Annotated in this window: 14 protein-coding genes; 9 read left to right on the forward strand and 5 right to left on the reverse strand. The window is 33.8% G+C overall.

Going from position 1 to position 21,150, the window contains the following annotated elements:
- Positions 1–27 precede the first annotated feature (27 nt).
- From CJ739_RS18245 to CJ739_RS18285, 9 genes are all read left to right on the forward strand, one after another.
- Complete coding sequence (locus CJ739_RS18245; RefSeq protein WP_117177926.1) at positions 28–942, forward strand: transcriptional regulator; 915 nt, start codon at positions 28–30, stop codon at positions 940–942.
- A gap of 187 nt (positions 943–1,129) precedes the next feature.
- Positions 1,130–1,741 carry a P-loop NTPase family protein gene (locus CJ739_RS18250; protein ID WP_117177928.1) on the forward strand — a complete coding sequence of 204 codons (612 nt, stop codon included), beginning with the start codon at positions 1,130–1,132 and terminating at the stop codon, positions 1,739–1,741.
- 12 nt (positions 1,742–1,753) lie between these two features.
- Positions 1,754–2,383, forward strand: a complete 630-nt coding sequence (locus CJ739_RS18255) for a hypothetical protein (protein WP_117177930.1) — start codon at positions 1,754–1,756, stop codon at positions 2,381–2,383.
- 230 nt (positions 2,384–2,613) lie between these two features.
- Positions 2,614–3,435: a type IV toxin-antitoxin system AbiEi family antitoxin domain-containing protein gene (locus CJ739_RS18260; RefSeq protein WP_117177932.1), complete on the forward strand. Its 822-nt coding sequence runs from the start codon at positions 2,614–2,616 to the stop codon at positions 3,433–3,435.
- Positions 3,432–4,235 (forward strand): nucleotidyl transferase AbiEii/AbiGii toxin family protein, encoded by an 804-nt coding sequence (locus CJ739_RS18265; RefSeq protein WP_117177934.1) that lies wholly within the window; start codon positions 3,432–3,434, stop codon positions 4,233–4,235. The genes CJ739_RS18260 and CJ739_RS18265 overlap by 4 nt, the downstream gene beginning before the upstream one ends.
- Positions 4,236–4,261: 26 nt before the next feature.
- The gene (locus tag CJ739_RS18270) at positions 4,262–5,809 is read left to right on the forward strand and encodes a type I restriction-modification system subunit M (RefSeq protein WP_117177936.1); all 1,548 of its coding nucleotides are present in this window, start codon (positions 4,262–4,264) and stop codon (positions 5,807–5,809) included.
- Positions 5,806–7,020 (forward strand): restriction endonuclease subunit S, encoded by a 1,215-nt coding sequence (locus CJ739_RS18275; protein ID WP_117177938.1) that lies wholly within the window; start codon positions 5,806–5,808, stop codon positions 7,018–7,020. Before CJ739_RS18270 ends, CJ739_RS18275 begins: the two co-directional genes overlap by 4 nt.
- Position 7,021: 1 nt before the next feature.
- Positions 7,022–8,188, forward strand: a complete 1,167-nt coding sequence (locus tag CJ739_RS18280) for an AAA family ATPase (protein ID WP_117177940.1) — start codon at positions 7,022–7,024, stop codon at positions 8,186–8,188.
- Positions 8,175–11,279 carry an HsdR family type I site-specific deoxyribonuclease gene (locus tag CJ739_RS18285; protein ID WP_117177942.1) on the forward strand — a complete coding sequence of 1,035 codons (3,105 nt, stop codon included), beginning with the start codon at positions 8,175–8,177 and terminating at the stop codon, positions 11,277–11,279. Before CJ739_RS18280 ends, CJ739_RS18285 begins: the two co-directional genes overlap by 14 nt.
- A 248-nt stretch (positions 11,280–11,527) precedes the next feature.
- On the opposite strand, the gene CJ739_RS18290 is transcribed toward CJ739_RS18285, so the two are convergent.
- The 5 genes from CJ739_RS18290 to CJ739_RS18310 all read right to left on the reverse strand — a co-directional run bounded on the left by CJ739_RS18290 (position 11,528) and on the right by CJ739_RS18310 (position 21,147).
- Positions 11,528–14,887 (reverse strand): TM0106 family RecB-like putative nuclease, encoded by a 3,360-nt coding sequence (locus CJ739_RS18290; protein ID WP_117177944.1) that lies wholly within the window; start codon positions 14,885–14,887, stop codon positions 11,528–11,530.
- Positions 14,888–15,406: 519 nt separating this feature from the next.
- Entirely contained in the window at positions 15,407–15,679 is a 273-nt protein-coding gene (locus CJ739_RS18295; RefSeq protein ID WP_117177946.1) for a hypothetical protein, read from the reverse strand.
- 509 nt (positions 15,680–16,188) lie between these two features.
- Entirely contained in the window at positions 16,189–16,926 is a 738-nt protein-coding gene (locus CJ739_RS18300; RefSeq protein ID WP_117177948.1) for an SOS response-associated peptidase, read from the reverse strand.
- A gap of 49 nt (positions 16,927–16,975) precedes the next feature.
- Positions 16,976–19,933, reverse strand: a complete 2,958-nt coding sequence (locus tag CJ739_RS18305) for a DNA polymerase III subunit alpha (protein ID WP_117177950.1) — start codon at positions 19,931–19,933, stop codon at positions 16,976–16,978.
- Positions 19,933–21,147 (reverse strand): DNA polymerase Y family protein, encoded by a 1,215-nt coding sequence (locus tag CJ739_RS18310; protein ID WP_117177952.1) that lies wholly within the window; start codon positions 21,145–21,147, stop codon positions 19,933–19,935. Before CJ739_RS18310 ends, CJ739_RS18305 begins: the two co-directional genes overlap by 1 nt.
- Positions 21,148–21,150 lie beyond the last annotated feature (3 nt).

Consider the following 21,150-nt stretch of genomic DNA (forward strand, 5'->3'; position numbering starts at 1 on the left):
TTAATACTCAAATCTTAATACTTCCAAATGAACTACATCAAACACCTAACAGGCTTCTTCGAAAAAGTAGTAAGTGACAAAGCCCTGAATCCAACCCATGTCAGCCTTTACATGGCCCTGTTCCAATTTTGGAATTGCAATCGATTCAAAAACCCAATCAGCATCAATCGTGATGAGGTAATGAGAATCAGCAAAATCAGCTCCAAGGCAACATATCATAAATGCTTGAAGAATTTACACAGTTTGAGCTACATCAATTACGAACCATCCTACAACCCATTTAAAGGCAGTCATGTCATCATGTTCAACTTTTCAGAAGATTTAAAACCACAACCAAAATCCGAAAGAAAACCAAAAAATGAACCACTTACTAAACCTGTTATTGGACAAGCTCTAAACAAGTCTTGTACTAGTAGTGAAACAGGTACTGAACAAGCAGTAGTACCTTCTATAAACTATATAAACAATACAAACACTTTAAACGATAAAAACGTTTCAAACTTGGAAAAGCAATCAAAAAAAATTGAAGAAAATAATTTTTCAGAATTTAAAAATGAAACTGAAGAAAAGAAAGAAAAAAAGTTGCGCGAAAAAAAGAAATCCATTTCGGATTCACCGACACCAATAGAGAAAAATAAGTATGCAGGAGGTAAAGAGTTCTTTGTTACTTCGAGCGCAGTCGAGAAGCCAACAATCGAAGAAGTAAAAACCTATTTCCAAGAAAACAACTTCCCGGAACTAGAAGCCCAAAAGTTTTTCAATTATTTCTCCAGTGTGGGTTGGCTAGTCGGTGGAAAAACACCAATGGTCGATTGGCAAGCAGCAGCACAAAATTGGATACTAAACAGTACAAATTTCAATCACAACACCGACACTAATCCAATAAATCGCCCAAAACACCTCAACACCGTAACCGATAAAAACTATGCCGAACCTTTATAACACTACTGTCATACTGAACTTGTTTCAGTATCTCAATTCCTGCGCACTTTGCAGTTAATTTTTTAGTTATGGAAAACGAAATAAAATCCCATTATAGCTATTCAGAAGTCATAAAATGGCTCGAAAAAAAAGATTTGATATTAAGAGGAGGACTGCCAGTGGCAGTCAGGTATAAAAATAATTAGTTATGAATACAACATTAAGTTATTTAGAGATAATTGCTTGGTTAGAAAAAAAAGGTATTGAGTTATATGGTAAGAAGTTCAAAATTTTGGAATCAGACCATGAAATAATATATAAACTAATTGCATACTTTTTAAAAGATGAACAAACCTGTTATCAATTCAATATCGATTTAGAAAAAGGCATCCTTTTAACCGGTCCAATCGGCTGTGGCAAAACATCACTCATGAACCTCATGAAATACCTAACACCAACCGAACATAAGTTCTACGTAAAACCTTGTCGTGATATCAGCTTTGAATTTATCCAGGACGGCTACCAAATAATCCACAAATACAGTATCGGCAAACTCTACCACTCCGAACCAAGAACCTATTGCTTTGACGATTTAGGAACAGAAAATAATTTAAAATACTTCGGCAACGAATGTAATGTAATGGCAGAAATACTATTAAGCCGATATGATTTATTCATTTCAAAAAAACTAAAAACACATATCACAACCAATCTTTCAGCATCAGAAATAGAAACCCATTACGGTAACCGAGTTCGTTCCAGACTAAGAGAGACGGTAAATCTAATAGCATTTGAAAAAACAGCACAAGACAAAAGATAAAAATCAGTAAAAATGAACCCAATCCAAAACTTCTGGCAACTATTTGAAAAAGAAAATCTAGCCTTCTTTCTTTTAAGTGATCTTCCAAAAGAAGTCACTTTAGAAAAATTAAATACACTAACCCAAGCTATGAAAGAATACAACAAAGATTTGGGCTACATCATTAAAACTGGAAAAGAGAAATCCGAACTGATTATAACAGCTCATGGAAATCCCTACCTATTCAAAGAAGTAGAATTACTAGTTTTTCACGCCCCAAAACTCGAACGTTGGAAAATAACCGCCTTTTTACAACCCGAAATAGATATAGATGCCTACGAGAACGGTACCGATAAACCATTAGAATTCTACGGTATCAGTTTACGAATTAGTGAAATATATTTTCTCCCATTAGAAGTTCCTGGAAAACCACACGAATTAGGTATCAAAGTGTTACTCAAAAACTACATTGTTCACAAAGACAACCCTAGACTTAGAGATGCGTTATATGTTCATATCGAACATTTAATCGGCGAAAAATCCTTTGCTAATGATATATCGTTTATCGAAATAGACCAACTAAAAAGGGAAGATTTAGAAGACGATTGCGTACTTGAATTATACAATTTAAAGTTTTTTATTGACTCTTATGAATACGATTGAGTTTTGACAATAAATGCTGTTTACTGCCAAAGCTTAACTAAAATTCAATTCCCATAACACAATACATTTTAAGGACGATATTCCTAAAGATTAATAAAAGTTATGTTTTATATCGATTATGTGAGTTTTAATCTCACATATTGCATACATAAAGTAATTTTTACAAAAAACAAAAAACATATTATTATATTTTGTATCATTGTAGTGAGTTTAGTTCTCTCATATCGACTATGAAACATAAAAATACTTCAACACAATCTAATGAAATCCTTTCCTACTTTAATAGCAGGAATAAGGTTTGTTTTGAATATAAAGATGCTTTAAAAGTCTTGCCTAACTCTAAGGAAAATACGGTTAGGCGATTACTTAGCGACATGACTTCAAGAGGATTACTTATGCGAATAAAAGACGGTGTTTATTACATTATACCTTATGAAGAAAATCCGGAAACCTTTATGCCCGATTGGCACCTGATAGTAAAATATTTAGTAAAAGAGGCTAAACATTATATTGGATATTACTCGGCCTTGCAAATCCACAATCTAATAACGCAACCATCATTAAAAGAACAAATTGTGGTCGCCAAACAAATTAGGCCTTCAGAGATAAAGATTAAAGACATCACATTTCAATTTATCTATCATAACGAGAGTCATTTTTTTGGAGAAAAGAAAACATGGATTGACAATTTCAACAAAGTAAATTGTTCTGACATTGAAAAGACAATAATAGACTGCCTTTTCAAACCGGATTATGCAGGAGGAATTGTAGAGGTCGCAAGAGCAATATACAGCACTAAGGAAAAATTAGATTTCAAGAAGCTTTTAGAATATACCATAAAATTCGATTCTCAGGCGGTTGTAAAAAGACTGGGATATATTTTAGAAATCTTTGAAATTGAAACGGAAATAATCAATGATTTACAAAAAATAAAAACCGCATCTTATGTAGTCTTAGATACTGAATTACCTAAGACAGGAAAAAGAAATAGTCGTTGGAGTATTCAACAAAATTTAGATATAGAAACCATTAAATCAGCCATGTTCACATGATTAAACCGGGCGAAATACAAAAGAAAGCAAACCAAGTGGGGGTTCGCGACCAACAAATTGAGAAAGATTACATTTTATCTTGGATACTTTGGGGTGTGGCAAATCACAAACAACTTTCAAAAATAGTAGTTTTCAAAGGAGGAACTGTATTAAAGAAAGTATATTTTGAAGACTATCGTTTCTCAGAAGATTTAGATTTCACGCTTTTAGATAATGAAATAACAAACGAACAAATTTTTGATTGGTTCAAAGAGTCTTTCGAAGGAATAAAAGAAGAATCCAATATTCCATTAGAAATAATTGATGATAACGAGCATGAAGATGGAGGTATTAATTTTTACATAGGTTATGTAGGTCCATTGGGTGGTTTCGGAAACAACAAAAAAGTAAAAGTAGATATATCAAGAAGCGAAAAATTAGAGTTTAAATCAGTCGTAAAAAGTGCTATTGTGGATTATTCAGATTTAGAAGATTACAAGCTATTATGCTACCCTTTGGAAGAGCTTTTGGTCGAAAAATTACGTTGCACCATGCAACGCACACAACCAAGAGACTATTATGACATTTGGTATTTAGTAGAATTAGAAAAAATGGAGGTTGAATATTTCACAAATGAATTCCGAAATAAATGCATCAGCAAAGAACAAAATCCCGATGATTTTCATAAAAAACTTGAACAAAAATTACCCCAATACAAAGCACGATGGCAAAAATCGATGAGTGACCAAATAAAAAACTTACCTGATTTTGAACAAGTGGAAAGAGAAGTGAGTAGAAAGATTAAAAATTTTATGGTATAACCAACGAAATAAACAAAAGAAAAATAATGACAAGCATAATACAAAGAGCAGAATTACAAGCAAAAATATGGAAAATAGCCAACGAGGTGCGTGGTTCTGTCGATGGATGGGATTTCAAACACTTTGTTTTAGGGGCACTTTTCTATCGATTTATAAGTGAAAATTTTACAAAATATATAGAAGGTGGTGATGATAGAATTGATTACGCCAACATATCAGACGAGGTAATAACACCGGAAATAATAGACGATGCTGTAAAAACGAAAGGATATTTCATCTATCCAAGTCAACTTTTTATAAATATTGCGAAAACTGCCAATACCAATCCAAACCTTAATACAGATTTAAAAGCCATCTTTAATGCTATCGAAAGTTCTGCAAATGGGTATCCATCAGAAGAAGATATAAAAGGTTTATTTGCCGATTTCGACACAACCAGCTCACGACTGGGGAACACCGTTGAAAACAAAAACAGTCGTTTAGCTGCCGTTTTGAAAGGAGTTGAGGAGCTAAATTTTGGTAATTTTGAAGACAGTGAAATAGAACTTTTTGGTGATGCCTATGAATTTCTAATTGGCAATTATGCGGCCAATGCTGGTAAATCGGGTGGTGAATTTTTCACACCTGTGCACGTGTCCAAACTAATTGCACAATTGGCAATGCACAAACAAGAAAAAGTGAATAAAATTTATGATCCTGCAGCAGGTTCGGGTTCATTATTGCTACAAGCCAAAAAACATTTCGATAACCACATCATTGAAGAAGGTTTCTTTGGACAAGAAATCAACCATACTACCTATAATTTAGCTCGTATGAACATGTTTTTACACAACATCAATTACGACAAGTTTAATATAGCTTTAGGCGATACGCTTCATCATCCTCATTTTATTGATGACAAACCTTTTGATGCCATTGTATCAAATCCTCCTTATTCGGTAAAATGGATTGGAGATGACGACCCAACGCTGATAAATGACGACCGTTTTGCTCCTGCAGGTGTATTAGCTCCAAAATCAAAAGCCGATTTTGCTTTTGTACTGCATGCATTAAGTTATCTATCAAGTAAAGGAAGAGCTGCCATTGTTTGTTTCCCTGGTATTTTTTACCGTGGTGGTGCCGAACAAAAAATTAGAAAGTATTTAGTGGATAATAACTTTGTAGAAACCGTTATTGCCTTAGCTCCTAATCTTTTTTATGGCACATCTATAGCAGTAACTATTTTGGTACTCTCAAAACATAAAACAGATACTAAAACGCAGTTTATTGATGTAACAGGTGAAGATTACTTTAAGAAAGTAACAAATAACAATATGATGACTGATGCACATATTGAAAAAATAATGGAAATGTTTGATAGCAAAAAGGAAGTGACTCATGTAGCAACCTATGTTGACAATAACAAAATCGCAGAAAACGATTATAACTTATCTGTTAGTTCCTATGTGGTAGCCAAAGACAATAGAGTGAAGATTAATATTGAGGAATTAAACAACGAAGTTTCCAAAACTGTAAAAAAAATTGACAAACTTCGTACAGATATTAATGCCATCATAAAAGAAATTGAAGCATGAGTTATCTAGAAAAATTATTGGATGGTGTTTCTGTGGAATGGAAACCTTTGGGAGAATATGCAGATTATGAACAACCGACAAGGTACTTAGTGGAATCAAATAATTACAACAATAATTTCAAAACTCCTGTTCTAACTGCGGGTAAGACCTTTATTCTTGGATATACCGATGAGACAGATGGTATTTACAAAGCATCTGAAAACCCAGTAATAATCTTTGATGATTTTACAACTGCGAATAAGTGGGTTGATTTTGATTTTAAAGCTAAATCATCAGCAATGAAGATGATTACTTCAAAAGATGAATCAAAAGCTTCATTAAAATATATTTACTATTGGATGAATACTTTACCTAGTGAATTAGTTGATGGTGACCACAAAAGACAATGGATTAGTAATTATGCAAATAAACTCATCCCAATTCCATGTCCAGCTAATTCTAAAAAATCTCTCGAAATTCAACAAAAAATAGTTGGAATTCTCGATACGTTTTCAGAGCTTACAGCAGAGCTTACAGCAGAGCTTACAGCAGAGCTTACAGCACGAAAAATGCAATATAGTTATTTTCGAGAGAAATTGTACTCCTTTGATAAAAATAAAGTTCAACATTTACCTTTGGGTGATGAAAATATCGGCAAATTTATTCGTGGTGGCGGTTTACAGAAAAAAGACTTTACTGAAACAGGAGTTGGTTGTATTCACTATGGACAAATCTATACCTACTATGGAACATATACAGATAAAACTAAATCATTTGTTTCAGAAGAGTTTGCAAAAAAAGCACGTATGGCTAAATATGGAGACTTGGTCATTGCAACCACAAGTGAAAATGATGAGGATGTATGTAAAGCAGTAGCTTGGCTAGGAGATAAAGAAATAGCTGTAAGCAGTGATGCTTGTTTTTATCGTCATAACTTGAATCCAAAATATGTTGCTTACTTTTTTCAAACAGAACAATTTCAAAAACAAAAAAGGTCTTTTATCACGGGAACAAAAGTCAGACGTGTAAATGCAGATGATTTGGCTAAAATAAAAATCCCTGTTCCTTCAAAAGAAGAACAGGAACGAGTAGCTACAATTTTAGAAAAATTCGACACACTTACTAACTCAATAAGTGAAGGTTTACCAAAAGAAATAGAGTTAAGACAAAAACAATATGAATATTACAGAGATTTGTTACTAGCATTTCCTCAAGATAATTTAGAATCATAATATGGCACAGTCATTAACAGAAATAGCACAATCGCTTATAGATGCCAATAAAAAAGTGCAACTAATCTATGCTTTCAACGGCATAGGAAAAACTAGGTTATCTCGTGAATACAGGCTTTTAGTTGCACCTAAAAATGTTGACGAAGAGGATGATGTAGAAACAGGCATCAAAGTGCTTTATTATAATGCTTTCACAGAAGATTTATTCTTTTGGGACAATGATTTAGATGCTGATGTTGAAAGAAAAATTACAATCCGACCAAATGGTTTTACAAATTTAGCCCTTAATTTCTTAAGAGATCAAGGTTTAGATGTAAACATAATTTCAAATTTTCAGCACTATACAAGTCCTTTTATAACACCTAGATTTAGTCAAGATTTTTCTGAAGTAACATTTTCGATAGAAAGCGGTAGTGACAACAGTATTGAAAATATAAAAATCTCGAAAGGTGAAGAAAGTAATTTTATTTGGTGCGTATTTTACAGTCTGTTAGAACAAATTGTTGAAATTAAAAATACGCTTCCAGAAAATCGTCCTAACAATCCGTTCAATAATTTAGAATACGTTTTTATTGACGACCCTATAAGTTCTTTAGATGATAATCATTTGATAGAATTAGCTGTTAATTTGGCTGAACTTATCAAGAAATCAACAGGTTTGAAATTTGTTGTTTCAACACATAATGCACTATTTTATAATGTACTTTTCAACGAAGTCGGCAACAAAGCTTGTTATATGTTAAAAAAATTAGATGATGGTACATATAATCTTAAGCCATTAAACGGTGATTCAAATAAAAGCTTCTCTTATCACCTATACTTGAAGAACACAATTGAAGAAGCTATCACTTCAAATTCTGTCGAAAAGTATCATTTTATGTTATTAAGAAACTTATATGAGAAAACTGCAAATTTTTTAGGTTATCCTGAATGGAAAAGATTATTACCAGAAGATAGACAACTATATTACAATAGAATAATTCAATTTACAAGTCATTCAACTTTATCAAATGAAGCAGTACCTGACCCTACAGAACCAGAAAAGCAAACTGTAAGGTTGTTATTAGAACATTTGGTTAATAGTAAATATTGGCAAGAAGAAATAGCAACTGCAGAACCAGCATTAGCTAATGTATCATCAACACAAGAAGTAAATGACACAATTTAAAACCATAGCAGAATCGAACAATTTTATTGTTTTAGATAAATATACCAAGTATTCAGAGGTAAATGAACCACCTGCGGTTTATCAAACGGAGGCGGCTCTTGAAAAAGAATTTATCCAAGATTTAATCAATCAAGGGTATGAAAATCCAAACCTAAACACTACACAAACTCTATTAGCTAATGCAAGAGTGCAATTGCAAGGACTAAACAACATGGAGTTTTCAGATAGCGAATGGGCTCGTTTTGTAGAAGAGTATTTAGATAAACCAAGTGATAATCTTATTGAAAAAACAAGAAAAATTCATGAAAATTATATCTACGATTTTGTTTTTGATGATGGACGTATCCAAAACATTTACTTAGTAGATAAAAAAAATATTGCTCGTAATAAAGTTCAGGTAATTAAACAATTTGAACAAAAAGGAACACATGCCAATCGTTATGATGTGACCATTTTAGTCAACGGCTTGCCTTTGGTTCAAGTAGAATTAAAAAAACGAGGTGTAGCCATTCGTGAAGCATTTAACCAAGTACATCGCTATACCAAGGAGAGTTTAAATAGTTCGAATTCTCTTTTTAAATATTTGCAAGTTTTTGTGATTTCTAACGGAACGGATAGCCGCTATTTTGCTAACACGGTGGAACGAAACAAAAACAGTTTCGACTTTACCATGAATTGGGCAAAAGCCGACAATACATTGATCAAAGATCTTAAAGATTTTACGACAACCTTTTTTGAAAAACGCACATTATTAAACGTATTGCTAACCTATTCAGTTTTTGATACAAGTGATACTTTGCTTATTATGCGACCATATCAAATTGCAGCTACCGAAAGAATGTTATGGAAAATTCAAAGTTCATTTCAAGCTAAAATTTGGTCTAAAGTAGAAAGCGGTGGCTATATTTGGCACACAACGGGTTCCGGAAAAACATTGACTAGTTTTAAAGCAGCACGTTTGGCCACTGAATTAGATTTCATTGATAAAGTGTTTTTTGTAGTGGATCGTAAAGATTTGGACTTTCAAACTATGAAAGAATATCAACGCTTTTCACCCGATAGTGTAAATGGTTCAGATAGTACAGCAGGATTAAAGAGGAATTTAGAAAAAGACGATAATAAAATTATTGTCACAACAATTCAAAAGCTAAATAACTTGATGAAAACGGAGAGTGATTTGGCTATTTATCAAAAACAAGTCGTTTTTATTTTTGATGAAGCACACCGTTCGCAGTTTGGAGAAGCTCAAAAGAACCTAAATAAAAAGTTTAAAAAATTCTATCAATTTGGTTTTACTGGAACTCCAATTTTTCCTCAAAATGCTTTAGGTGCTGAAACTACAGCTAGTGTATTTGGTCGTGAGTTACATTCTTATGTAATAACAGATGCGATTAGAGATGAAAAAGTATTGAAATTCAAAGTAGATTACAATGATGTTCGTCCACAGTTTAAAAGCATAGAAACAGAGATTGATGAAAAGAAATTAACGGCTGCAGAAAATAAAAAAGCATTTTTACATCCTGCACGTATTAAAGAAGTTTCGCAATACATTCTTAAGAATTTTAGAATTAAAACGCATAGAAATCAAGGTACCAACAAAGGTTTTAATGCCATGTTTGCGGTGAGTAGTGTGGATGCGGCCAAATGTTATTACGAAGAATTAAATAGCCTACAAAAAGAAAGTGAAAAACCATTAAGAATAGCAACGATATTCTCTTTTGCTGCCAATGAAGAGCAAAGTGCCATTGGTGAAATTGTCGATGAAACTTTTGAACCAACTGCATTGGATAGCAGTGCTAAAGAATTTTTAACGGCAGCTATAAACGACTACAACACGATGTTCAGAACTAGTTTTGGAGTCGAAAGTAAAGAATTTCAAAACTATTATCGGGATCTTGCAAAACGTGTAAAAAATAAAGAAATTGACCTTATTATAGTTGTAGGTATGTTCCTTACTGGCTTTGATGCTCCAACATTGAATACCTTATTTGTAGACAAGAACCTGCGTTATCATGGTTTAATGCAAGCTTTTTCACGTACTAATCGTATTTATGATGCGACAAAAACCTTTGGAAATATTATTACTTTTAGAGATTTAGAAACTGCTACTGTAGATGCCATAACGTTATTTGGAGATAAAAACACTAAAAACGTAGTACTTGAAAAAAGCTATAAAGAATATTTAGAAGGTTTTACAGACATTGCAACAGGACATGCACGTAGAGGTTTCATAGATGTGGTAAATGACTTAAATGAAAAGTTCCCGAATCCCGATGAAATTGTAACGGAAAAAGATAAAAAAGAATTCTCAAAATTATTTGGAGAGTATTTACGAGTGGAAAATATCTTGCAGAATTACGATGAGTTTACCAATCTCAAAGCATTTAAAACTATTGATATAAATGATGCTCAAGCTATTCAGGAATTTAAAGAAGCCTACTTTGTATCAGACAACGATATTGCAATAATGCAAGAGATAAGTCTACTACCGGAACGAACAATTCAAGATTATCGTTCTACTTATAATGACATCCGCGATTGGTTAAGACGTGAAAAAAGTGGTAAAGAAGTTGAAGAATCCAATATTGATTGGGATGATGTTGTTTTTGAAATAGACTTACTTAAATCTCAAGAAATAAATTTGGATTATATTCTTGAATTGATTTTTGAGCATAACAAAAAAAACAAAGACAAAGCTACTTTAATAGAAGAAATCCGTAGAGTGATTCGTGCAAGTATAGGCAATAGAGCAAAAGAAAGTTTAGTGGTAGATTTTATTAATGAAACTGACTTGGAAACTATTCAAGATAAAGCAAATGTAATAGATTCATTCTTCAAATATGCTCAAGAAAAACAGAAAAAAGAAGCTTCAGAATTAATCACAGATGAAGACTTAAATGAAGAAGAAGCAAAACGATACATTGCTGTATCTTTAAAACGAGAATTTGCAAATGAAAACGGGACGGAACTCAATACCATTTTACCTAAAATGAGCCCTTTAAATCCTCAGTATTTAACAAAAAAGCAAAGTGTTTTTCAAAAAATTTCTTCATTTGTCGAAAAGTTCAAAGGTGTTGGAGGTCAATTATAAATAACTTTATTATAAAATCAGAAAACATGTTAAATCAAACATTCTGTCAAGTATTTGAATTCCTCCTGAATTTAATATAGATGGAATATTTACTGTTAAACTTAGAAGACCAATAGAATTTGATAAATGGGTAGTTAGGTGGGTAGATAAATCAATTTTCAAAATTCATTATCTCATTCACCTGCACAAAAATTGCTCCTAGTCCAAGTATTCCTAGCATCAATTATTTGTTTGCTTCATTTCGTTAATTATACTTCTTTGGTTTCAGCAAGTTCAATAAACCTACAAAATGGATTAGCTAATTTAATTTGTTCTGGTGATTTACAGTCCGGTTCAAATATATTTGGTGAACCAACCATAATAAAAATGGCTTTAGCTCTTGATACTGCAACATTAAAACGATTGGGACTATATAAAAAATCCATTCCTCGTGGAGCATCTTCAGGTGATGAACTAGCTAAACTATATATTATTACAGCAGCTTCTTGACCTTGAAATTTATCAACCGTTCCGATTTCAATAGTTGGTATTCTTTTTTGCAATTCAAACACGCTACTATTATAAGGTGTAATGATTTTAATGTCCGTATCTTGCAATACTCTTTTAACATTTTTATCATCATACCAGAACACATCACCTTTGGTCAATTCAGTTGTTATTTTTTCAATATCTTCAATCTCTTCGAGTGAAAAATTAGTATTTCCTTCATGTGTTACTGCTTTGTAAAATAATCCAGAACCTTGAAATACAGTATTGCCTTCAACTCTTTGATTTTCTAAACCATCAACAGATTGCAATCTTGACTCGTAAAACATTTCAGAATCAAAGAAACAAATAGACGGGTGCATTCTATAAGTTTTTTCTAAAAAAACACCTTTTTCCTCTGAAATTGTTTTTTTTCCTTCAAGTAAATGTTCTAATGCTGAAACATCTGTACCATCAGGATGTACTCCTTTCATAGGTTGTTTTAATTGTTGATGGTCACCTAAAAAGACTATGTTTTTTGATGCTTGTGAAACAACTAAAGTGTCAATTAATGCAAATTGTCCAGCTTCATCAATTATCAAATAGTCTACATTGTTTTTTAGCTTCTCATTACACCACATAAAACTTGTACCAGCAATGACTTGATATTTAGAAATGTTAGATAATATGGGATCAATACTTTTCACCATGTTCCACTCATATTCTGTTTCGTCATTATTAGAACCTTTATAAATTATTGAAACATCTATTTTTTGATTTATTGCTAATTTTTGAACTTTATCAAGTAGATTAATAATCACTTTATGACTTAAAGCCGTTATTCCAATTTTCTTGCCTTTTTTAATTAGTTCAAGAACCATATGACTTCCTGTAAAACTTTTACCTGATCCTGGTGGTCCTTGTATAGGTAGATAACTGTTGTTTAATTTAGAAGCCCAATCAATACTTTTTGCTACTAAATCAGTAGTGTCAATTAAAGGTTGTAATAAATTTGGCAAATTATTCAATAGTAAATCTCTTGTAACTTTATAATCATTTAGACTATTTTCAAAACCATTAGCTACAATCCATTCTGCAAAAAGAATTAATGACTCTTCTTTCTTTTTTGTATCGATATATTCATCTTTTATAATTGTTAAAGGATGAATATCTTTATTACTTGGACCTTTTTTTAATTTAATAAAACCTTGTAAATCATCAATTTCAATAATTTCCATCGATGTTTTACTATTTGCAATTTTTACTTTATTTCCTTTTTTTAATTCACATTCTTGACTAGGAAAAGTATAAGTATCGATAAAACTTCTTTTATCAGGAACACTTTGACCAGTAAACTGTAAATAAGTTAAAGTTGATTTTTCATCTAATAATTCATCAGCTTCTAATTCCAAAATCCTAAAATATTCCCACCAAAATGATTTTTGTTCTCTTCTATACCAATCAAGCATATTAGTGAGTATGAATCTTGCTTGTTGTTCATTGTTTCGTTCATTAACATCAAGAGGAATATCTTGCATTAATGCATCATAAATGGGTGTAATTCTTTCTAAATGAGCATTAATACTTTCCGGAACCTCAGCCGTATTTTCAATTGGTCTTTCAATTGTTTTACCATTAGAAATTAATAATTCTCTTTCTTTTTCAAGCCACAAATGTAAATTTAAGGTAGAATAGCAATCATCTTGGTTGTAAAGCTGAATGGCAGCTTTCATTTCTTCAGTAATTAATTCAAACTTTTTACTCTCAAGTAAAAATTCAAAATCTGCTTTAAATTTGGACAGGGTTCGTAAATCCATTTCTCGAACAAAACCATGATAAACTTCTAGGTCTTTTAAGGAATAACGTTCAACTCCTGCTCTTATAGATTGTTTTAAAACCCTGTGTAAGTCAACAAAACTTTTCGTTCTTAGTAATATATCTATTTCATTTACCTTTACAGCATATTTACCCATCATTCTTTTCAAGGCAATGGTTTCGTAAGGAGCATAATGATAAATATGCAATCCAGAAAATTCTTTTCTTTTATCAAAAACAAAATCAATGAACTGCTCTAATGCAGCTTTTTCTTCTTCCAAATTGGCAACCCAAATACAATAATAGTTGCTTTGAAATACCCAACCAAATAGATATTCTAAACCTGAAGGTTCAACTAATGGATCACCTTCAAAATCTAAATATATGTCACCATCAGAGGGTTCTGGTAAATTATAAAAACCAGTATTTTCTATGAGCTCTAATAGCTCATATCTTGGCTTTTGAGCAGTTCTTGTTTCGTTTTGAATTCTTGCTTGCTCTCTTAGCTTTGTGAAAGTCTCTTTAGAACCTTTTGTTGGTTTAAAAGGAATCGGCAAAGGTATTTCAGACATTGCTTGTAACGTGGTAATACCATATTGTTTTACTTCCTTGATTTGAGAAGTACCCATACCTGCAATAAAACTCAAATGGTCATCTTCTCTTCTAACACCATTACAATGTTGCCACCAATTACATATGTCACAATGTGAGCAAGGTTCTGGATAGGTGTCAATTGGAGTATTTATGGCATTATCTAATCTTTTTTTTATTAATCTTAAATAGGAAATATAATCATTTACACGATAAGATAGCTCACTTTCAGGCGTTCTAACATGCATATATTCAGGCAATAAACCTTGTATTTCTTCAATTATTTCAGAATATAATGATATTTGTAAAATTGTACCAGCTCTTGTTTGTGTTGATAATTTTGTATCGATAACTTCATAAGACCAATTTCCAAGTGTACTTGGAGTAGCTACTTTTATTAAAAAATCAGCCCAACCTTGCCACTTATCATTACTTAATCTTGCCTGATAGATATAGTCAGCACCCTGCTGCATAGCTTCAATAGTCTTTTGCCTAGAATTTGGTTCTTCCTGATCTATTTTAACAATTGAAAGACCTTTAGCTTCCAATTCAACTAAAAAAGAATTTTCAAAATCAATACCTCTTTCTCTCAAAACAGCTAAAACCCTGTTATTACTAATTGGCTTTTCTTTTAAGCCTTGAACAACATCATAATTAAGATTAGTTAAGTGCTTACAATGAATATGATTGGATAAATCTGAAGCTGAAAAAATAATTTGATTATGTGACTTTCTCATAGTAGAATAAAGAATTAGCTTGAATTATACAACGGTGTAAGTGATTGAATTAAATTGAATTTACTCACAAAACCAAATGTAATGATTTAAAGCAATATATTTAAAACGGATGCAAATTATTCCAATTGCCACGCCTTCCCAACGCTCCTAAAAAAATTACTGTCATGGTTTTTGTCCCACCACACATCAAGTACTTTGTCTGTTGGCTAGAAAGTTTAGTTTAAAAATAGAAATCCAATAAGCCATCAGTCAAAGAGCTTGCCCAACGCTCAAACAAAAACTCGTACGCTACGCAACTCATGCCAGTAATTTTTTTCCCAAGCTTAGTTACATAATGTGGCATTATAGTACATAAACAAAATCCCTATTCCAATTGAAGTTACCGGATGTACTATTACTAAAGTTTTCCAAATATGCCATATTGATTCTTCCCAACACTTCTTCAAAATCTAACTTAGTAATTCTAAGAAGAAACTTAAATACTACTAAAAAAAGAAATAGAGATTTTATAGCAATAAATTAAAGCCAGAGAACTGGATCGGGGTTAGTGGTTTTAAAAAATGCTCTTAATTTCATACAAAGGTTGCTATGTAGTTCCAGATATGTGGCTTCATCTATAGGTATGGATTCTTCCCATTCCTCCAAGTCTTCCAAACCTTCCTCCCATTCAGAAAACTTAAAAACAATAAAATCACAACTATTGGATTCCATAAGTGTTTCCTTGGAAATTTTATACAGTTCCATAGCTGTACTGTTAGCTGCCAGAATATATGTATATGAAATGTTGTTCATAGTTGTGGATATACTGAGTAAATTTAGTTTTTTTTAATATTGTTTAGATCTAGTTAGACTCCTTACACGCCATTAATCCCTTAGGGACAATTTTTTATCCTTTAGGGATAAGTAATGGGACTCCAAATTGTAATACATCACGAATACAAGTATTATTTTCCTATATTTACAATATATTTTTTCTTTAAACATTCAACATATTTATCTTATATTTGAATTATGAAAATTTATCCAAAACCAAAGGACGTAGGCAGAAAGAGTTGCTGAATCAGGGAATGGCAGCGAACAAACCAGTAAGCCTTTGGTAGAACTGTTCAATAAATAATTTCAGAAGAAAGTAATTGCTAATTTTTTAAATCTCAAAAATTTCCTTTTTATATGTTACCGCTTCAAAGAACATATTTAAAGGAAATTTTATTTCAGCCCTAAAAAACACTTGCATAAACTGAGTTGTCATAAATTTTCTAAATAACCAACATTTGAACAGCATTGTTGGTTTCCAAGCTTAATCAGAAAACTTCACTCAGTTCAGAATAATCTACCCTATTGATTATCGTTTCAATATTGCTATCCACTTTGGGGCTAAACAGCTCCTTACTAACGGTATAAGCTTCCAATTTTGATTCAGGATAAACGGTATGTATAATGTCTTTGATATCCTCTTGATTTAAATCACTTGACAACCAATTTTGTGTGTTGACGTCATTAAGGATGACCGGTTGCCTCTTTTTAAGGTTGTGAATTTTTTCGAATAAAGGCGAAGCTGCCTTGGTTAAAATGGTAAAGGTGATATAGGTGTCTATTACCGAGTAAATACCAGCCAATGCCAAAGGTTCCTTATCTTTTTGGCGTATGTGAAATGGATATTTCTTTTTGTTATGTTCATGGGGTTCAAAAAACCCTGTAACAGGAATGATGCAACGTCTGGTCATAGCAGATTCCCTGTATAGATAATGCTGGAACAGTTTCTCGGATTGCGCGTTTAAACCACCCCCATATTTTACAGCCTCTTTATAATACGCCTTAATTTCCTGGCTGTTTTTATTGGAGGGTACGATGCCCCAAACCCCTGGTGCCAAAACATCCCATTTCTCCTGGGGTATGACCAACATATTGGGATGTGCAAAACCGTTTAAGTGGTAATTTGGTGTATCAAAAATGGGTCTAACATTTTCATTGTTCAATGTGACCTTAAAATGTTCTTCCAATCTATTAACCTTGTGGGTAGTACTGGTATGAAAACACATAACTCCTGATTTTTATATAAAGATAAAAAATAGGATGGTTACTTGTATGCTATTGACTTCTAGGATCTTGCTTTAAGGACATTTTTTTTGACCAAATAATATCCACACTACAAAAATCAAATTCTTCGGTGATCTTTCCATAACAGGCATACACCCCTATGCCATGGATGGGATAGGTATCGACGACTTTAGTAAAATGGACGGTATCAAAATAGTTACCTTCCTTATCAACAAACGTGCAAAATCTTAATAACTTCCCATTTGAAGCCTTATGGAATCGGGTATTTACCAAAACGCCATAGAGCAATACATTTTGGTTGACGTGTTTGTTCATGTCACTTGCCCTAATGTTATCCTGAAAGGCTTCATCCACCAAATCAAAATAACTGCATAATGGAAACCCAAGCAGTTCTATTTGGTCATACGCCTCTTCAATAAACGTTGTCGTTAATGATGGCAAATTGAACTGCCTATGTTTGGGTTTGAACAACCGTGCCTGTGCCGTACCCTGTTTGCTTACGCTTAATTTAAAAATAGATTCCCATAACAACTCGGTCTTGGATCGATTGGTAAATCTAAAGGCATCAATTCTGATCAATATGGTAATTTGTTCGATGCTAATAACGACCCTATCAATAAAATCATCCAATGATCTATAGGGTCCATTGAAATTCCGATCGGTAAGGAACCGTTTAATGGTCATGGATTCCAGGCTTTTCAAATAACCAAAGCCCAAATAAATATCCTTGCCTTTTAATATGTTTTGGTGCTCGCTATGATTGATACACGGCGGATGCACGATACCACCACACATTTTTGCTTCGTGTATATAATGCTCGGTACTGTAAAACCCACCACCATTATTTAAGACAGCCACCATAAATTCCAATGGGAAATAGCATTTTAGGTATAGACTTTGGTAACTTTCAACGGCATAGGATGCCGAATGCCCTTTTGCAAACGCATAGCCGGCAAAGCTTTTGATTTGGTTCCATACTTCCAAGGTCAAGGCATCGGCATACCCCTTTTCTTTACAATTTTCAAGGAACTTTTGTTCCACGGCCATAAACTCTTCCCTGGACCTAAACTTGCCGCTCATCCCCCTTCGCAAAACATCGGCTTCACCCAATGTCAATCCCGCAAATTGATTGGCCACTTTTAGCACATCTTCCTGATATACCATGATCCCATAGGTTTCAGGCATGATTTCCAGCAACTTGGGGTTGGCTTCCTTTCGCTTTTCAGGGTTGCGCTGTCTGACAATAAATTCCTTTTTCATTCCAGAACCGGACACCCCTGGCCTGATAATGGAACTGGCGGCCACCAATCCCAAATAATCCTGTGTTTGAAGTTTTTGCATTAATCCACGCATCGCTGGAGACTCCACGTAATAAGCTCCAATGGCTTTTCCCCTTTTCAATAAATCGTTTATTTTAGGGTCTTTTTTGAATGTCTCAACCTGGGTAATATCAATGGGAGGCCATTCCGGTCTATTGTATTGAATAATTTCAATAGCTTCCTTGATTTTAGCCAAGCCCCTCTGACCTAGAATATCAAACTTAAAAATCCCCACATCTTCAGCAATGATCATGTCAAATTGAATGGTTGGAAACCCTTTAGGCGGCAAATCGGTAGCCGAATAATAATGAATGGGTTTGTCCAAGATCAACACACCACAGGAATGCACGCTTAAATGATTGGGGAAGCCCCTAATGAGCTGACCATATTTTAAAACCAAGCTTGACATTTCGTCCAAACTTTCCGGAGTGTAATTCCCATCACTCAATTTATCGATCTCTTCTTTTGGCAATCCAAAGACTTTGCCCAGTTCCCTCACCACACCTCTATATTTAAATGTGTTATAGGTTGCCAACAACCCCACATTCTTAAATCTATTGAAAATATATTGGGTGATATCCTCCCTATCCTTCCAAGAAAAATCAATATCAAAATCTGGAGGCGACGCCCTAAATGGATTGATAAAACGCTCAAAATACAGGTCCAGTTCAATGGGGTCAACATCCGTAATTCCAATGATATACGCCACGATACTGTTGGCACCACTACCCCGCCCCACATGGATGTATCCCATCCGTTTGGAATAGGAAATAATGTCATAATTAATCAAAAAATAGGACACAAAATCCATCGTCCTGATCGTGGTCAGTTCGGTCTGTAAACGCGCTTTAACCTTGTCATTCGGATGGGCATATCTTTTATGTAAATTATCCTCACAGAGTTTTACCAGCAGCTCATAATCGGCTTCAGGAGATTCCAAATACACCTTTTGGTTTTGTGTTACCCGGTCTTTTCCAAAATTAAAATCAATGGCACATACATTCAATATGTGTTCTGTATTGGCAATTATCTGTGGATATTCAGCGTAGGTTTTTTTTAAATCTTCAAGTGATAACATGGTATCCGTTATTCTACACTCTTCAGATGTTTGAAGCTTGCTCAATAAGGTATTATTATCAATGGCCCTTAGCAATCGATGGGCGTTAAAGTCTTTTTTGTTTCTAATGGTTACCTGTTGTTGTATAACCAACTTATCCGTATATGATTTATAAATTGAAAAAGGTAGTTTTTTCAGCTCCTCTACAGAAACACCAATAAACTCATAATCCTTAAATTGTTTCTTTTCGTTTTGCAGCACCTTTTCAAACGGATAAATAACGAGCACATCCTTAAACATTGGTGCATTATCTGGAATGCTTTTCTTTTGATGTGAGTACTCAGATAAAAACCCATTCAATTCCTGAAAACCCTGGTTGTTTTTTGCAATGCCCACAAACTGCTGTAAGGCACCATTCCTAAAGTCAACGCCAATAATGGGTTTTAAATTAAACTCTTTGGCTTTGCGAATGAAATTCAAACAAGCGGATGTATTGTTGATATCGGTCAGCGCCAGTGCTGTCACATTGTTTTTTATGGCAAGCTCCAGGAGATCTACCTCTGAAAATGTTCCAAAGCGCAGGGAATAATAGGTATGGCAATTGAGATACATTATTGTTTTCTATGTGCCAATAAAATAGGCGGTTCACCATTAAAAGGGTTATGGAAACGTCCAATGGTCTTTGCACCCATGGAAGCAGCTTTTTGTATACTTAACTCACCATACCGACTGCGAATGGTATCCATGGCGTTGTAAAGGCTTAGCATTTCCTCGGTATCATCAAATAAATTAATCTGGTAGTTTCCGGTCACTAAATCACTAAACTTAACGCCCACCAAACGGATCAATAATCGACGTTGGTACAGATTATCAAACAGCTCCAATATTTTAGGAATCAGCACATGGTCGGCACTGGTGTATGGAATTTTTAGTTGTTTGGAATAGGTATTGAAATCCGAATACCTAATCTTCACACTAATACATGATGCCAGTTTATCACCCCTTCTCAATTGAAAGGCTAAATTTTCTGCCATAGCAAAAACAGTGGTACGTAATTTAACCATGTCGGTAGTATCTTTACTGAAGGTGCGTTCCGTTGAAATGGATTTTCGTTCATGGAACGGAATGAGTGGCGGGTCGTCCAAACCATTGGCACGTTTCCAAATCGTTGTTCCATTCACACCCAGTACACTGGTCATCATTTCTACAGGCATCTGTTGCACCACGCCCACTTTATCAATACCTAAATTTCTGAGGATTTGATAGGTTTTATCACCCACTGAAGGGATTTTTCTAATGGACAACGGGGCTAAAAATGGTTTTTCAAACCCTGGGTCTATACGCAATTGGTTATTGGGTTTCGCTTCACCGGTGGCCACCTTGGAAACAATCTTGTTGGATGACAGACCAAACGATATGGGCAGACCTGTTTCCTTGATAATCTTTGTCCGCATTTCCGAAGCGTATTTATAGCTCCCAAAAAATTTATCCATCCCACTTAAATCGGCATAAAATTCATCAACACTGGCTTTTTCAAAAATGGGCACGTTTTCCTTGATGATGTCAGTAACCTGTTGTGAGTACTTGGTATATATGGAGGCATTGCCACGAATGACAACAGCTTCCGGGCATAGGCGTTTTGCCAATTTCATGGGCATGCCGGAATGGACACCAAAACGCCGTGTTTCATAGCTACAGGCAGCAACAACACCTCTGTCACCAGTCCCACCGACCAATAACGGACGCTTTTGCAACCGACTGTCTATCAATCGTTCACAGGACACAAAAAAGGTATCCAAGTCCAGGTGTAATATGTTTTTGCCCATGTC

This window comes from Mariniflexile sp. TRM1-10, from assembly GCF_003425985.1.
Lineage (GTDB): Bacteria > Bacteroidota > Bacteroidia > Flavobacteriales > Flavobacteriaceae > Mariniflexile.

What these genes read in the sequence shown, in the direction of transcription:
- CJ739_RS18260 (WP_117177932.1), top strand. Translation starts at nt 2,614, where the DNA reads ATGAAACATAAAAATACTTCAACACAATCTAATGAAATCCTTTCCTAC.
- CJ739_RS18310 (WP_117177952.1), bottom strand. Translation starts at nt 21,147, where the DNA reads ATGGGCAAAAACATATTACACCTGGACTTGGATACCTTTTTTGTGTCC.
- CJ739_RS18285 (WP_117177942.1), top strand. Translation starts at nt 8,175, where the DNA reads ATGACACAATTTAAAACCATAGCAGAATCGAACAATTTTATTGTTTTA.
- CJ739_RS18305 (WP_117177950.1), bottom strand. Translation starts at nt 19,933, where the DNA reads ATGTATCTCAATTGCCATACCTATTATTCCCTGCGCTTTGGAACATTT.
- CJ739_RS18245 (WP_117177926.1), top strand. Translation starts at nt 28, where the DNA reads ATGAACTACATCAAACACCTAACAGGCTTCTTCGAAAAAGTAGTAAGT.
- CJ739_RS18280 (WP_117177940.1), top strand. Translation starts at nt 7,022, where the DNA reads ATGGCACAGTCATTAACAGAAATAGCACAATCGCTTATAGATGCCAAT.
- CJ739_RS18275 (WP_117177938.1), top strand. Translation starts at nt 5,806, where the DNA reads ATGAGTTATCTAGAAAAATTATTGGATGGTGTTTCTGTGGAATGGAAA.
- CJ739_RS18290 (WP_117177944.1), bottom strand. Translation starts at nt 14,887, where the DNA reads ATGAGAAAGTCACATAATCAAATTATTTTTTCAGCTTCAGATTTATCC.
- CJ739_RS18300 (WP_117177948.1), bottom strand. Translation starts at nt 16,926, where the DNA reads ATGTGTTTTCATACCAGTACTACCCACAAGGTTAATAGATTGGAAGAA.
- CJ739_RS18265 (WP_117177934.1), top strand. Translation starts at nt 3,432, where the DNA reads ATGATTAAACCGGGCGAAATACAAAAGAAAGCAAACCAAGTGGGGGTT.
- CJ739_RS18270 (WP_117177936.1), top strand. Translation starts at nt 4,262, where the DNA reads ATGACAAGCATAATACAAAGAGCAGAATTACAAGCAAAAATATGGAAA.
- CJ739_RS18255 (WP_117177930.1), top strand. Translation starts at nt 1,754, where the DNA reads ATGAACCCAATCCAAAACTTCTGGCAACTATTTGAAAAAGAAAATCTA.
- CJ739_RS18295 (WP_117177946.1), bottom strand. Translation starts at nt 15,679, where the DNA reads ATGAACAACATTTCATATACATATATTCTGGCAGCTAACAGTACAGCT.
- CJ739_RS18250 (WP_117177928.1), top strand. Translation starts at nt 1,130, where the DNA reads ATGAATACAACATTAAGTTATTTAGAGATAATTGCTTGGTTAGAAAAA.